This window comes from Bacteriovorax sp. As-1 (assembly GCF_058446905.1).
The window spans coordinates 299,098-314,754 of record NZ_CP184341.1; the positions used below are offsets into that span (position 1 = coordinate 299,098).

At 41.4% G+C, this 15,657-nt stretch carries 10 protein-coding genes; 6 read left to right on the forward strand and 4 right to left on the reverse strand.

The window, feature by feature from the left end; genetic code table 11:
• The first annotated feature begins 10 nt into the window (after window positions 1-10).
• Window positions 11-769, forward strand: coding sequence for a hypothetical protein (locus ACN20O_RS01520; RefSeq protein WP_491636517.1), 759 nt, complete (start codon window positions 11-13; stop codon window positions 767-769).
• A gap of 46 nt (window positions 770-815) precedes the next feature.
• Here the strand turns inward: ACN20O_RS01520 and ACN20O_RS01525 are convergent, their stop codons facing one another.
• On the reverse strand, window positions 816-1,421 hold the full coding sequence (locus tag ACN20O_RS01525; RefSeq protein ID WP_491636519.1) for a hypothetical protein: 606 nt from the start codon (window positions 1,419-1,421) through the stop codon (window positions 816-818).
• 141 nt (window positions 1,422-1,562) lie between these two features.
• Here ACN20O_RS01525 and ACN20O_RS01530 point away from each other — a divergent pair, with 141 nt between their 5' ends.
• From ACN20O_RS01530 to ACN20O_RS01540, 3 genes are all read left to right on the forward strand, one after another.
• Window positions 1,563-2,339 carry a hypothetical protein gene (locus ACN20O_RS01530; protein WP_491636521.1) on the forward strand — a complete coding sequence of 259 codons (777 nt, stop codon included), beginning with the start codon at window positions 1,563-1,565 and terminating at the stop codon, window positions 2,337-2,339.
• 102 nt (window positions 2,340-2,441) lie between these two features.
• A complete protein-coding gene (locus ACN20O_RS01535) occupies window positions 2,442-3,716 on the forward strand; it encodes a hypothetical protein (RefSeq protein ID WP_491636523.1) in 1,275 nt (424 codons plus the stop codon).
• Window positions 3,717-3,725: 9 nt separating this feature from the next.
• Complete coding sequence (locus ACN20O_RS01540; RefSeq protein ID WP_491636525.1) at window positions 3,726-4,916, forward strand: hypothetical protein; 1,191 nt, start codon at window positions 3,726-3,728, stop codon at window positions 4,914-4,916.
• Here the strand turns inward: ACN20O_RS01540 and ACN20O_RS01545 are convergent.
• Together ACN20O_RS01545 and ACN20O_RS01550 are read right to left on the reverse strand one after the other, a co-directional pair.
• The gene (locus ACN20O_RS01545) at window positions 4,911-5,276 is read right to left on the reverse strand and encodes a hypothetical protein (RefSeq protein WP_491636527.1); all 366 of its coding nucleotides are present in this window, start codon (window positions 5,274-5,276) and stop codon (window positions 4,911-4,913) included. The two genes, ACN20O_RS01540 and ACN20O_RS01545, sit on opposite strands and share 6 nt — an antisense overlap.
• A 96-nt stretch (window positions 5,277-5,372) precedes the next feature.
• Window positions 5,373-5,813 (reverse strand): hypothetical protein, encoded by a 441-nt coding sequence (locus ACN20O_RS01550; protein ID WP_491636529.1) that lies wholly within the window; start codon window positions 5,811-5,813, stop codon window positions 5,373-5,375.
• A gap of 291 nt (window positions 5,814-6,104) precedes the next feature.
• Here ACN20O_RS01550 and ACN20O_RS01555 point away from each other — a divergent pair, with 291 nt between their 5' ends.
• Entirely contained in the window at window positions 6,105-9,695 is a 3,591-nt protein-coding gene (locus ACN20O_RS01555; protein WP_491636531.1) for an Ig-like domain-containing protein, read from the forward strand.
• A 153-nt stretch (window positions 9,696-9,848) separates the two neighbouring features.
• Window positions 9,849-11,441: an FAD-dependent oxidoreductase gene (locus tag ACN20O_RS01560; protein WP_491636533.1), complete on the forward strand. Its 1,593-nt coding sequence runs from the start codon at window positions 9,849-9,851 to the stop codon at window positions 11,439-11,441.
• 3 nt (window positions 11,442-11,444) lie between these two features.
• On the opposite strand, the gene ACN20O_RS01565 is transcribed toward ACN20O_RS01560, so the two are convergent.
• Complete coding sequence (locus ACN20O_RS01565) at window positions 11,445-15,560, reverse strand: amino acid adenylation domain-containing protein (protein ID WP_491636535.1); 4,116 nt, start codon at window positions 15,558-15,560, stop codon at window positions 11,445-11,447.
• Window positions 15,561-15,657 lie beyond the last annotated feature (97 nt).

The following is a 15,657-nucleotide window of genomic DNA, read 5'->3' on the forward strand; positions in this document are numbered from 1 at the left end:
ATTTTCTCTTATGCGAAATTCATTCAAAACCCTGGCATTCTCTTGTCTTCTCATCCTCTGCGCTTCTTGTTTAAAGCAGACGGAGTCCATTACTCCTATTGCAAAGGTGCAAACACTGGCAGAGTTACAAAGAGAGGCCATGATGATGACTGCTCTGACAGCGGGGAATTCTGAACTCTCAGAAAATGCCAAATCGACATTAGAGCAAACTAAAGACGCCCCTGATTTATTTTACCTCAACATAAAATACAACATCAAAGACATGGATGTTTATGAAACGGCCGACATTCCCAATAGCTTTGAACAATTGAGTAATGCTTTTTTAAAAACGATGGTAAAACTCTTCTTGCGCATTAAAGGCCCTCAACGTGTAGAAATCGATCCCATTGAATTAGATCTCCCAGATTTAAACCTGGATTTTGATGTCGTCAAAAGCATCAAGATCAAACGCGTTTACTTTCAGTACAATAAAGAATTTGATCAGTCTGTTAATAACAAGGCAAGCTTTGCTTTTGTTAGTGGTCTTGATTTAAATCGGGTTGGTAGAAATAAATCACTACTTCTCAATTATAAAAAGGCCAACAACCGCTGCAACTATAAATGTATCGATTTCACCATTGCCGATGGCAATGTTTTTGATCTTATAAAAAACAACTCTCAGTCTATTATCTTAAGGCCTGCTCTTACAATTGGCTCTCTCCCTAAAGTCACTGAACTTCGTATTGATGGACAGATTGATTTACAAATTGGCCTAAAGCTTCCTTTCTAAAAATAAAAAAGCCCCCGCATAAAGCGAGGGCCTTTTACCTAAAAGCTTAAACAGCTTGTGGGTATGGATAGTAATCATCATTGTTACACTGATCCCATCCTCCGCCTTGGTATGAGCGAGAATCCCACTCATTGTCACGGCAGTGTGGACGCTCTGGTCTATCGTTATCATCATTGTCATGCCCTTTTGTAGCACAACAGATTAAGATGATCACACCCAGGATAAGAACCAATTTGATTCCCATTCTGCTTCCTGACCAGCTTGCTCCTTGCGAGTAACCCCCACTCAGTTTTTCCAGAGCAAAGTTTCTTGCTTCATCAGTCGACATTGACTCATCATTGATTGTTTTAGCAATCTCTCTTACGTCATTTTGTAATTGTTTATCCTTGATTTTCGCCAGGGTAAACTCGACTAACTCTTTATTGGTTAAGCCTTGAGTCTGAAGAGATTGAATCTCTTTTTCAAATCCATCGACAGTTGTTTTAAAGAACTGCTGATCTTTTTGATCCCACTCAACGTTTAACGAATAATTCATTTCATCGAACGTTCTTTCTAAAGCTTTGGCCATAGCAGAAGTCTCTTGCACCGGTGCCATTGCGAAAGCATGTGTAAAACTCGTAAGCAGTAACAGGGCAGTAAATTTCTTAAACATAATTCCTCCAAAGAATTTTTATTTACGTGAGAAAAAACTAATATTAATTTCTAGAGGCCGCAAGTTTTTATAACTAAATTTATTTTTAGTTTTTAAACATAAGTCGCTGATTACTTAATTTATTTTCTAAAAGGAGGTGCTATGAAGGAACGCTTATTATTTTTGTTTTTCTTAATTTTCTCTTTTACAACAAGTGTTAAGGCCGAAGTATGGCAGGCCAACCAAGTCTGGAACGAATATTGGGAGAATGAATATCAAAAATGGGTGAATAAAAATCTCACCACACAAATTTTTAAAGATGGAAAAACTTTATTGACTGGTTTACCCACTGACTGCGCTGATGCTCTATATGCTATTCGCATTCTTTTTTCTTATGAGCACTCTCTTCCTTTTGTCATTAATGCTCCGGAAGTGCTTTCTTCACAAATGAAGACATTCGGCAATGACACTTCAATGTTTGACTCTATTAGTGATGAGAAAAAGCGCGTGCGCGCTTTTATCAATTACATCGGTGACGAAGTCGGTGCCTACAATCTGCAAAAGGATACTTTCCCGGTTAAGATCAAAGAAATCAATTCCGGCATTATCTACATTGTTGAATGGCAACTCTTGGGCATGGGAAAATACAATCAGCATTCTTATATGATTAAAGGATTCGATCCTGATCATGAACTCATTTACTACTATTCGGATGCCCCAAGAAAAGTCAGAACACTTGAAGTGAATGTGAAGTACCCTCGTTTTGAATTTGGATACGCACCTTATGGGTATAGAAGATGGAAACATCCCGAACACCTCTTGATTCCAGAAAACCAAATTCCCTCTGAAGCAGGCTACAGTCGTGAGCAATACGAACTGGTTGCCCGCGTAGGTAAGAAGCAGATACTAAAAGAAATCAGAGACATTCTTAGAAATTAGCTTTCCCTATCATTGGGCACCCCAACCTTGATGGAGCCTTAAGGTTCTGTATTTATTATAGCTGGGGTGTCCGATTATTTAGTTTTGCGATAAATAGTGTTTATGAAAACAAAACTCATTATCGCAACACTATGTTCGTCACTCATGTTTAATCTCGTCGCAAGCGAGATAACTCCTCTCCTATCAAGTGACTCCCCTTACAGGAATTTAAGAGAAGGAAATTCCCATCTCATCACTTCACATAAAGAAGATGATGTTGTGAGAATGTATAAAGACACTCCTGCGATAGAGTCATTGCGAAAGATCATCAATGATAAAACAATCAATCGTTGTGCAACTAAAGTTGTAAGCGCTATTCAAAAAGAGCTTTCACTTTCATCTGAGGATGAGACAGAGTTGGCCATTTTAGGGTTGCGTTTAGATGATTCAATTGATGACATTACCGCCGGTATTTTAATCAAAGCGGCCGATTCTCATTTTCTTTCCCATCCTATCGCTAAAAACGACCTGACCTCTGAAGAAGAAACGAAGGCCTTGGACATTTACAAAACTAAAATTGCCGATCTTCAGAATAAGACTCTTTGTAGTGAAGACACGTATAGAGCACTGATTGGAAAGCTTAATGAAGGATCTTATAAATTCATTAAGAACCTAAAGCACTTAAATAAGCTTGCGCTTGATAAAAAGATTATCAAAGAAAGTGACTTCAAAATACTTGAGCGCATGAGGGCCAAAAAAGTTCACGAGTGGCCCCTTACTCTATCGAGTTATAGAAGTGCACTGGACACAGTTGCGAAGAACTTTCCAACGAGAAAAAAAGAATCAGCTAAACTGGTGACAGATGCTGGCCGATTTAAAAATAAAACGTCATTAAGACAAGGTCTTTACGAGAAGTTCAACGCTACTCAAATTATTCTTCTGGCCAATGTTGTAAAGTCTCTTAAGAAAAGACTGGAAGCTAAAGATGTCACGATTCACATTAATTACGTGGATCAGGAATCTGAGATCATTAGCCTTTCTCCGATGGAGAAGTTCAGATTCATTCTTAAACTTTTGAGAAAAGAGCTCGCCTTGATCAACAACAGTACGATGATCAATGGAAGACAGGCAACCTTCCTGGATATTATCACTGCTGCTTACGAAGTCGGCTATATCAGTGCTGATGAGATCGACCAGTTTGCGGCCTTGGAAGAAATCTGGAACCCGAAAAAAACCACTAAGGAAAAAGTCATGGTTTGGGTCAAGCTTTTTGGTGGGGTCGCCTCAGTGCTTCTTCCTCCTCCATTCGGCTTTCTTTCGGTCATGGCCATTATGTTAATTGACCAGCAGGTTTCAGAAGCACCAGTTAACCCGGATTCAGATTTTAACTTAATGTAGGACGACAATATGAAAACGCTCTTAACTTTTTTCCTTCTGATTTTTACTCTTGAAGCTCATACTTCTGACATTATGAAGCGTGCAGTTGTCCGCGATGACAACTTCAATGCAGTCATTAATGATGTTAAACTGGATAACTTAACCAGCGATGAAGCCTTTGAAGGAAAATACTTTAAGATCGTCAAAGGAAAAGACAATGAAGCTGTGCGCTTTGATGACACAGAAGACATGCAGTTAAGAGCTGCGACGACTTACTATCATTTAAATAAGGCACGCCAATACTTTGTCGATGTCGCAAAATCTGATTATGTAAAAAATCTTCCACAAATCATTGTGCGAGTTGAACTCATTAACGTCTTCAATGAGATCGGCCACTTTGCTAACGATAATTTAAATCCACAATTCAACAATGCCCTGACGGTCCCGGCCGGGAAAGGATATCCTCCAAAGAACATCCCTCCTTGGAATATTGAAATCTGGTTTAGGCCATCAAAAGAAATCAATATAAAGGACTTTCAGGGAAGTGTTGACCGCCCAAGTGTTAAGGGGGCGATCATTGATTTTAGAAATCAAACCCACATGGCAAACTTTAGGCAGTTTATGACTGAGCTTCTTTCAGGTGGCGCGATCTCTGATCCAAGTAGTGTCATGAGATTAGTTGGAAGTAGTCTCTTAATTGAAGCTGTTTATCAAAGTTCAGATATCGCTTCTGAGTTTTTCTCGCGAAAAATCTATCGCCTCGACTCTGCTCTTGTTCCAGAAATCATTTACCATGAGTTCTCACACGTTGCTTTAAGTAACCACATGGAGCTTTCACACTCTACTCCTGTCAATGAAGGGATGGCCGATTATTTTGCCGGAAAGATCGCCAACAGTAAAAAACTGGCGCTTAAAATTAAAGAGTACAACCTCTTTAACGGTAAGAAGGTTCAAAGAAAACAACAGTACAACCTGGCCTTTGAGCGCGGTGAATACGCCAATGCCGACTTCGTCTTTGGCCTTCTGTGGAATATTGGAGTGACAGTTGGTGAAGATGTAGAAATTCCTTTTATGAACAACCTGGCCGGAAAACTCCATACCAATGCCAATATCCGCGAAGACTTAATTCAGGCATCTTTAGATGCATGTAAAGAAAGCTGCAAGAAGCCTTCGACGGATCAGCTGAAGCTTTATACGTTTTATCACAAGAAGAACTTATAGCTTAGTGTAGTTTTCATCTCCTGTTGAAAATGAAAAGGTCAATGAGCTGTCGTTGACCTTAAGGCCCGCATTACTTTTTCCCTTCTGGCAGGCACTTCCCTTTTTCACAGAAATTGTATCGAAATCAATTCTTCCATCAACTGTCCTGTAAGTCCCGCTCGACTCACATTCATCACTCACAAAAGAACAATCTTTTTTAAACTCAATGTAAGTTCCATCGGACTTGGCCTTCCATTTTCCAATCACTGAACTCTTCTCGCAGGAAACCTGGGCAGTTGATCTTTCAACACTCGAGACCTCTTTCTTACTGCAAGCAACACTCAAAAGAATCAGGACAAAGATCTTTAAAGAAGTTTTCATAAGTACGCCCTCATTTAAATGATTAGTGGGTCATACTTAAAATTCGGAATTTATATTTATTACTAAACAAAATATTCGTTCAAGAATAGATCTAGATTATTTTTTTAACTTCATCGTGGGCTTCAGATCAAAATAATAACATAGCGCAATCATCAACAAGAACAAAATGAAAGCAATCGCCGCGATCGCCAGCTCTTTCATCAGGATGAAGAGAATAATGAGTAACATGTAGGGAGTAAGAAAATTGATGATGAACGAACGGTAGTACGATCTCTTTACCGCTTTAATGGTGTCTACATCACTTTCATCATCGAGCATGTTGTAACTTTTGAAAGCAAAAAAACCGTGGACGATATTACCAATGATCAACAGTCCGATGACAATCGCAAACCATTTGTACTCCAGAATTTTTAAGTAGAGATCGTTCTGAAACATTTTATAGAACATACACAGAGCTGCAATCGCACTACAGAGAGAAGCAAAGAGATATGACCTCTTCTCTCTTGCAACCAGCATTTGAGAACGTGTGTTGTTCATGAATAAAACTCGAAGTCACAATGGCACCATCAACTCAGTGTCTAAACACATTTACAAAAATCAGGTAACCGAGGCAAACGGTATTTAAATAATTACCCTATCGGATGCTTTTCTTAAGTCCTTGAATTTAATTTTTCCGAATAATTCGCTCTTATGAAAATTGCCCCCATCAAGATTTTTTCCTGTTGTTCGATAACATTTTGAATACGGAAAAAAATTTTTACCCAATGTTTTTAAGACCTGGATCTAAGCAATTTTTTATTTATTAACTTTTCAACAAGGACGAAGCATTTGAAGAAGAAAATATTGACGACACTGTGCTTGTTCTCTTCTGTCACGGCGTTTGCCGCTGACAACCTCGTGGCCAATCCTGGTTTTGAGTCAAGCCTTACCAGCTGGAGCAAATCGGGTTCGTTTTCTGCAGTAAAAACTGCTCAAAGCGGCCAGTATGCGGCCAGAGGAGGTACGGCCTTAGGAACTCTTACCCAAAATGTAATGAGCAAACTTACGATTGGCGGGCGCTACACTCTGAGCTTCTATGGAAAGCTAGACTCTATGGGAGTCTCTTCTATGGTCAGCATCAGGTTTAAGAACTCGCGCGGAGGCATACTACAAGAGAACAGGATGATTATCGGTTCAACGGCGTGGAAACAATACTCTACGACCTTTACTGTACCAGCAAACTCAACTGTTGCAGAAATCTATGCGATTAAAGAGGCCGGAGCTTCATCGTACATGTATGTCGATGCATTCTCTCTAGTGAGTCTGGATGTGGCCACAAGACCGGTTAATACAGCTCCAGCGGTTTTAAGCACGCAATCTATCTCTACCAACGAAGACGCTCCTGTGACTTTCAGCTTAAACGCTGGAACTGACGCTGAAGGAAATGCTCTGACTTATGTAAAAGTGTCAGACCCGGCTAGCGGGTCATTATCTTGCGAAGGTGGAGCTTCTCGCATCTGTACCTACACACCTGCGGCAAACTTTAATGGTCAGGTTACTTTCACATATAAAGTAAATGATGGTGCTCTTGATTCCAACATCGCCACTGGAACAATTACTGTTAATCCAGTAAATGACCTTCCAGTTCTTCCTTCTGCCCAATCAGTTTCGACTGCTGCCAACACAGCTGTCTCTTTTAAGCTTAACGACGCTGTTGATATCGACAGCACAAATATCACTTATAGTATCGTTTCAAAACCAGCGAGCGGAACTGTGACATGTACAGGACAAAACTGTACTTACACTCCTGCTGCAGGTTTCAGTGGAACGACATCTTTTACTTATAAAGCAAACGATGGCCTTGGTGATTCAAATGTAGCTACAGTCACTGTGACAGTCGTAGCTGCTGCTAACCGCGCTCCAGTTCTTCCTTCATCTCAAGCTGTTTCAACTGCATACAATACAGCAGTTAACTTCAGCCTGAACGCAGGGACAGATGATGATGGAAACGCGTTGACGTACTCAATCGTTTCTCAACCAGTAAATGGAACTCTTTCATGTTCTGCCCTTTCATGTGCTTTTACTCCTGCTTCAGGATTTAGTGGAACGACATCATTTACATATAAAGCAAATGATGGAAAAGCAGACTCAAACGTAGCGACAGTCACAATCACTGTTGCATCTGCTCCGGTTGTAATTCCTGATCCAGATCCAGTACCTGCTCCATCAACAGGATACATTCCTCTTGGTGTTGGTGGCGGTGGAGCAATGAGTGGTGTTTCAATCAGCCCTTACTCTAACTTATGGTTCGTCGGAACAGACATGGGAACTCTATTTAAGTCGACTGACTTAGGTAAGAGCTGGAATGCTGTTAACCACTTCCAGGCCGTTTTTGATTCTGATTTAACAAAAGCTGTAAGCGTTGGTTTCTCAGCTGATGGTGTAACGGTATTCCATGCTTCCGCTGGGCTCAATCCGAAGAGAAGTACTGATGCCGGTGAAACATTCACGGCCATCAACATGGGTCTGGCCTCAGGTGAAATCATTAAGTACTTCTACTCTGACAGCTCGAATGCCAACATTATGTATGCTGGTACGACAAAAGGTCTTTTAAGAACAACGAACAAAGGGACATCTTGGACGAGAGTAAACTCTGAAGAAGCTGTGGGAACATTTATTGACCACAACACTAACGGGAAAGTTTACCACGCAACTAAAACAAAAGTTCTTGTTTCTGGCGATGACGGTGTAACGTTCTCTACTTACTACACTCCGACAGCTGGTTCAGTAAGACTTTTTGCCGGTGGTTCTGATGCAAGTGGTGTAACTCTTGCGATGTCAGACAGCGATGGATCAAATGCTTGTTCATGGGCAGGTAAATACCTGAACGACTGGGGTCAAACATCAATTGACCAGACATACGCAGCTTGTGGTTTCGTATGGGTTTCTAAAAATGGTGGAGCTTTCACTAAAAATGCTCAGCCTGTTGGTGACCATTTAAAGATGGCGGAAAACGACTCTGCAACAATCTATACGACTGGTGGTAGAGCATGGATTCGTCAGTACGGTACAAAGGTGCATGTGTCTCGTGATAAAGGACAGACATGGGGTCTAAAGCTTAACCAGATCGACTACGATGTAGTTCCATATGCTCCATGGTCAAAAGATAAAATTGAATACTCTGCCGTGGCCCTTGATGTTGGGTGGTGGGATTCAGGATACGAAAGTTTTGCAATCAACCAGAGAAATTCTGCGGTGGTTGCTGGTTCTGGATACTTCTTCCTTCACTCTTCTCTAAACACTGGAGACAACTGGCTGGCAGCTTTCACAAAGTATGCTGATACAGGGACTCCAACAGCAGGTAAAAAATGGATCACAAGAGGTCTTGAAGTTATCTCTGTTTATAAAATGAAATTCCACCCGACAAACTCGAACCTTCTATACGGAGCTTCGGCCGATATCGGTGGTGTTGTGTCTGAAGATCATGGGGCAAGTTTCAGAATCCCATCCCACCAGTACAACAGCTTCTATGACTATGCTTTCGACCCTGCTGATGATTTAGTGGTCTACTCTGCTGCCGGATCTCTACACGATTTCCCGAACGAGTGGCATGCTAATGCAGTTACTGGTAACGGTGGTATCTATAAATCTGTTGATAGAGGTAGAAGCTGGAAGCGCTTAACTCCAGTGGACACTAACTACAACCGTCAGTTCCTGTCTGTTGGTTATGATGCGAAGAATGATGTTATCTACGGTGGTACTCATGAAACTGGTATCGCAGTGTCTTACAATGATGGAGCGAGCTGGACATACCTGAATACGGGTCTTCCTGCAGGTAACAAGATCATTCCTCAAATTGAAGTAGACCCGAACACTGGTAACGTTTACGCGCTATTAACGGGAGATGCCCCAACGTTCTCAAACCAACCATACACAGGTGTTTATTTCCTTGATGTGGCCAATGGTTCAAAAACGTGGAAACTTCTAAGAGGAACTGTTAACTATCCTAAAGACGCTGATGCTGGATACAAACTATGGTACTACCCTACAGCATTCGCAATCGATTTCAATAATCCAAGCACAATCTGGATGGTTGACTACGAGAACAAAGGAAACTGGTTAATGACTGGTGCTTGGAAAACAACTGATGGTGGTAACACTTGGAACAGAATGAAACAAGTCACTCACGCGACTGATATCAAGATTGATCCAAAGAACCCTAACCAAGTTCACGTTTCAGGTTACTACGACCTGACTGGTGGATGGGGTAACGGTGGTATGCTTTACACAAAAGATGGTGGTGCGACATGGTCTAAGAACTCTCTTCCTCCACTACAAAGAAACGCGAGAAGTGTGACTCTTGATCCAAAAGACTCAAGCAAAATCTACTACTCATACTTTGGTGGCGGTATCCTATACGGTGCGAACCCAGCTAAATAAGTCTAACGAATCTTTCGGGCCCACTTCGGTGGGCCTTTTTTTTGCCCCATTTGGGGAATTGTTGAACAAAACTCTCTCTAAAATCCTCATTTATTTTGGTCATTCTCTTGCAACACAGGGACGCAGTAAGTGTTCTTTAAAAAGGAGTTCATTATGACGAGTCACCATGGGGAAAGTGTTTCGCTTTGGTTTCAAAACGCTGCGATGCCTGAACGTATCGCGCTCAAAGAAGATTTTAAAACCGATGTCTGCATTATAGGTGCAGGAATTGCAGGACTCACCACTGCTTACCTCCTGCAAAAAGAAGGAAAGCGCGTATGTGTGTTAGAAGCTTCTGACTTAGCTAGTGGCCAGTCGGGAAAAACCACCGCCCACTTCACCCATGCGTTGGATGACCGCTTTTATCTCATTGAGAAATACCATGGCGAAGAAGGACTCAAGCTTGCGATTGAAAGTCATAGCGAGGCTATTCGCAAGGTTGAAGAGATTGTGCGAAACGAACATATCGAATGTGACTTAAAGCGTGTGAGTGGTTATCTCTTTGCAGAAGGAGACAAGCGCGTAGACATTCTGGAGCGCGAATTCGAAGCGGCCCATCGTGGAGGTCTCATTGATGTCACCATTTCTTCCACCTCTCCTTTTCCCAATATCCAAACCGGCCCATGTCTGCATTTTCCCCGACAGATAAAACTTCATCCGATTAAATACCTGAAGGCCTTAACCGAAATTATTCTAAGAGGTGGTGGTCATATTTTTACCAACACTCCGGTTGTTGAAGTTCAAGGCGGAGAAAATGCTTTTGTTAAAACCAAAGACAATTACCGCATCTTTTGTGATAATATCGTTGTCGCGACTAATACTCCCATTAACGACATGGTGGCCATTCACACGAAACAAGCTCCTTACCGAACCTATGTCTTAGGTTTTAAAGTTCCTAAAAAATCTTATCCTGATATTTTATTGTGGGATACGCTCGATCCCTACCACTACGTGCGCCTTTATGAACGAGAGAACTTCGATGTTCTGATCGTTGGAGGCGAAGATCATAAGACAGGGCAAAATGCCGAACCAAAAAGTTGCTACCAACGCCTGGAAGCCTGGGCGAAAAGAAAATTTCCACTGATTGAAGAAACTCTCTATCAGTGGTCAGGGCAAGTGATGGAGCCAGTTGATGGACTCGCCTACCTGGGACACAATCCGATGGATGAAAAAAATGTTTATATCATCACCGGTGACTCTGGAAATGGAATGACCCACTGTACGGTGGGAGCGATGCTTATTACAGATCAAATCATGGAGCGAGCAAATGAATGGGAAAAACTCTACACTCCTTCTCGCATTTCACTGAGTGCGACTAAAAATTATGTTCAGGAAAATGCTAACGTGGCCTTACAATACGCCGACTGGATCAATACATCTTCGAAGGCCGACCTCGATCAACTTCCAGAAGATGAGGGAGTCGTTTTTAGAGATGGAACCAAAATGGTGGCCGCCTATAAAAACATCAACGGCGAAATGGAATATATGAGCGCTGTCTGTCCTCACCTTGCTGGAATTGTCGCCTGGAATGGGGCCGAAAAATCGTGGGACTGTCCATGCCATGGCTCGCGTTTTGACTGTCATGGGAAAGTGATTGAAGGACCTGCCATTAGCGATTTAAGACGATCTGATTATCATCGAGAGGCAGAAGAGCATATTTTTGAGAAGGATCTGCAGGGGCGCTTTGATAAGAATGCGATGGAATAATGATTAAAGCCTTTTCATAACCATTTTTAAAGCATGGGACATGGAAGGGCTTTCGATAAAGTTTTCATGGGCACCTTCAATCTCAATAGTGTCGATTTTTCCATTGATCACACTTCTCCACCCAAGATACGGATCAGCATACCATCCCTGGTGCGCCTTAGGAGCACGTATGAGAGTGATATTCCCTTCAAAAATTTGAGGAGTGTAACTTCTTAAGGCCACATAGTTTTTGGCCTCAATACTAAAGTACCTTACACTATGAGGAATAGAGGCCTTGGTGAAAAGGTAAAACTTTACCTTCATGTAATTGATGGTCTTATGAAATTTAAAGACCATGGAATTTTTAGTGCGCTTTAAAAGATTTACTTTCACATTTCCATAAGTTTTAAAATCAATATTGGGTCCAATCGTATCAAACATAAGGAGGGATTTGATTTCTTCACCTTCTCTCTTGAGTTGAATAGCGGCCTCTAAAGCAATCATGCCTCCCATTGAACCTCCCGCCAGAATGTAGGGGCCTTTAGGCTGAATCTTCTTTATCTCTTCAATATAAATGCGGGCCATTTCAGGGATCGATTCCACAATCTCATCTTCGCCGTTTACTCCACGTGCCTGGATTCCATAAAAGGCACGGCTCCCTACACAATCAGCAAGACGGTAGTAATTGAGAACATTTCCACCGACTCCATGAAAACAAAACACAGCTTCACAATGGCCCTCGGCCGGCTTGATGGTCACTACGCATTTTAAATCGGCCAGGTCTTGATTTTTTTTCCTGATGCCCTCTTCCACTATCTCGCTTAGGGTCCGGATGTTTGTCGATTCAAATAAAGAGGCAAGTGGAAGATTTAAATTAAACTTTTCATTGATGGCACCAAAGATTTCAATGGCCGAAAGAGAATGTCCGCCTAAATTAAAAAAGTTCTCCTCAATATCAATGTCTTCATGTCCCAAAAACTGGGACCAGATTTTCCTGATCTCTTCAATGATATGTGAAGAAGCTGATAGCTCTTCCTTAACAACTGTTTGTCCCAATGATTCATTAAGTTGTTTTTTATCAATTTTCCCGTTCATTGTTTTAGGAAGATCAGGCAAGATGATGATTTTCGCAGGCACCATATAATGAGGAAGCGAGTTTTTTAAATGCTTCTTCATTGCATTTTCATCATATTCATCACTGGCAACAGCATAAGCGATAATTTTTTGATTATGTACTTTAACAGCGCATTCATGAATATAAGGCATATCCATGACTCTGGTTTCAATCTCACCTAACTCAATTCTAAAGCCCCTGATTTTTACCTGATCATCGCTTCGCCCGAGACATTCGACTTCACCGTTTGCTTCAAATCTCGCCATATCACCTGTGTTGTACATCAACTCCCCTGGACGGAAAGGATTAACAACGAAGCGTTTTTGAGTCTGCTCAGGATCTTTGATGTAGCCTTTTGCAACTCCCAATCCACCAATAAAAAGTTGCCCCTCAACTCCTACCGGGCAATGTTCGCCGAGTGAATTGAGAATATAAAGGCAAGTATTATCAATCGGACGCCCTACCAGGATTTTACGCTCTTGGGCCGAAATCTTTTTTACTGTAGACCAGACAGTCGTCTCAGTGGGACCATACATATTCCAAAGCTCTTTTATTTTCGGTAAAAGTTTTAAGGCCAAGTCTCGAGGCATGGCCTCTCCCCCACAAAGAACTTTAAGCTTACGGCTTCCTTTCCATTCAGAAGCAAGCAGAAGTCTCCAGGTCGTTGGGGTCGCCTGCATGCAGGTAATATCTTCTTGCCGGATCACGTGAGCTAAAAGCTCGCCGTTAACAACTTCCATTTCATTGCCAATATAAACACTCGCTCCGCTAATGAGCGGAAGAAAAAGCTCCAGTACAGAAATATCAAAACTAAACGTCGTGACAGAGAGAAGTTTGTCATCTTCATGAAGCCCTGGCTCTTTTTTCATTGATAGAAGAAAGTTCAGAACATTCTTATGAGTGACCTCTACTCCTTTTGGCTTTCCGGTGCTTCCCGAAGTAAAGAGAATATAACAAGTAGACTCCAGGCCCACATTTTCTGAATAGAACTCACTTTCTTCAAAGCTTTCTTTAAAAACATCTTCATAGACAAGAATGTTTTCCGTAGAAGGAAAACGATCGAGTAAAATCTTTTCAGTTACGAGGGTCTTAATACCGGCCCTATCCGCCATATAACTTAAACGTTCATCGGGAAACCCCGGGTCCAGTGGCACATAGGCAGCCCCAGTTTTTAGAACGGCCAGCAAAGAGATCAGCATCTTCTCATTTCGTTGGGTACTTACTCCAACAAAGTCACCTTTTTTGACACCTTCTCTTTTTAACTTTAAGGCCAGGTGATTGGCCCTTTGGTCAAGTTCACCATAAGTCAAAGATGTATACTGCGTTTTTAGTGCATGCCTGGATGGAGTTGTCCTGGCGTGTTCTTCAAAAAGCCGATAAAAAGGCGCTCTTTCTGAGAAAGAGTCATAAACTCTTTGGTCTAAATCTATATACTGGCGAGAGTCTTCTGGAGTTTTTACTCCCAGCTCTTTTAAAAGTAATGATTCATCTACAACAATCTTCTCCAGAAGATCAGTAAACTCCCGTGCCATGCGGGCCATTGTTTCTTCTTTGTAGAGATCCTTTCGGTATTCGATAACCCCTTCTACTTTTTCGCGGGATTTATAGAGATAGAAATCCACCTCAGTATGAACAGAGTAACGCTCAACTTTGACCTGAGAAAGCTGCTTTTCTTTAAACACGTCCAGCTCTTTAGTCACATCCAGATAAATAAAGAGCGTCTGGAAAAGTGGTGTTCTTCCAGGATCGTTCTCAATTTTGACTGTTTTTAAAATGACATCGAGAGGAACACTCTGGTTATAAAAGGCCTGCTTTAGAGACTCGAGAGTCAAACCTAAATTGTCCTTAAAACTCTTTTGTGCATCCAGTTTTGTTCTAATCGGCAGCGTATTGATAAAGTATCCAAAAGTTTTACGGCTTTCACGGTGGAGTCTGCCATGAACCGGAGTTCCGACAACAAGCTCACAATCCCCTGAGAGCTTGGCCAAGAGCACGTTATAGACAGCAAAAAAGACGTTATAGAGCGAGATATGTTTCTTTTGAACATAGTCTTCCAGCTTCTCCAGAAGTCTTGTGTTCAATTCAAAATAAAGAGTGCCTGAACGGTTATCTATTTTTTCTGGACGAGGATAATCCGTTTCTAAATTAAGAACAGGTAGATTCCCTTCCAGCAGGTTTTTCCAGGACGCTTTTTGCTCTTGAAAGTCGGCCATTTCCATCATCGCCAGTTCGCGAACTGCATGCTCTTTATAACTCATCCCCAAAGAAGGGAGCGCTGGCCTAAGCCCCTTCTCTAAAGCTTCATAGGTTTCAATAAACTCATGGAAGAAATAAGTATTACTCAGTCCATCCCAGACAATGTGATGAACCAGAAAAAAGAAAACAAAATCCGAAGGTCCAAGACGATAGAATTTTACCTTCATGAGTGGAGCTTCTGTTAATTTAAAAACGTGCTTCATCTCTTTTTGGATATCTTCTTTCAACTCACTTTCTTTGATATCAAAAAAATCAAAATGAAAAATGTATTCAGGAATGACCTCCTGAAAAGTCGCCCCTTGCTCAACTTTAAAACGAGTGCGCAGCGACTCCTGCCTTTGAACAATTAAATTGATCGCATCGTTGAGAATCTTAATATCCAGAGGTCTTTTGATTCTAATGGCCGTCGAAATATTATGAGTGATCGAATCAGGATAAAGGACATTGAGTCCCCAAACTTGTTTTTGATTTAAAGTCAGAGGGTAAAGACCTCTCTCTTTGTATTCACTTACTGTTACGACTGTCGTAGACAGTTGCTTATCTAAAATAACGACAGCAAGCTTTTTGATCGTCGGTGCTTCCACCAACTCTTTCATGTTGAGCTTAATTCCAAACGTCTCTTCAATGTCGCTTAATAAATCGATCGCCAAGAGGGAGTGACCGCCGAGTGCAAAGAAATTTTGATCGTTCTCCAAAGAATCCAATTGCAGGACTTTTTTCCAGAGACGATTAAGGCCTTCGTGAATATGGAGAAGGGTATTCTTGTTCAATTAATATCCTTTTAAAACACAGTCCTATCGGAATATTACATATCGTCTTTAATTCCTGAGCGCTATACTTTTTTATCAAAAAAGACGATGATGTATA

Coding starts and splice junctions, on each gene's coding strand:
- ACN20O_RS01545 (WP_491636527.1), bottom strand. CDS start 5,276: ATGAAAACTTCTTTAAAGATCTTTGTCCTGATTCTTTTGAGTGTTGCT.
- ACN20O_RS01525 (WP_491636519.1), bottom strand. CDS start 1,421: ATGTTTAAGAAATTTACTGCCCTGTTACTGCTTACGAGTTTTACACAT.
- ACN20O_RS01550 (WP_491636529.1), bottom strand. CDS start 5,813: ATGAACAACACACGTTCTCAAATGCTGGTTGCAAGAGAGAAGAGGTCA.
- ACN20O_RS01560 (WP_491636533.1), top strand. CDS start 9,849: ATGACGAGTCACCATGGGGAAAGTGTTTCGCTTTGGTTTCAAAACGCT.
- ACN20O_RS01530 (WP_491636521.1), top strand. CDS start 1,563: ATGAAGGAACGCTTATTATTTTTGTTTTTCTTAATTTTCTCTTTTACA.
- ACN20O_RS01540 (WP_491636525.1), top strand. CDS start 3,726: ATGAAAACGCTCTTAACTTTTTTCCTTCTGATTTTTACTCTTGAAGCT.
- ACN20O_RS01520 (WP_491636517.1), top strand. CDS start 11: ATGCGAAATTCATTCAAAACCCTGGCATTCTCTTGTCTTCTCATCCTC.
- ACN20O_RS01535 (WP_491636523.1), top strand. CDS start 2,442: ATGAAAACAAAACTCATTATCGCAACACTATGTTCGTCACTCATGTTT.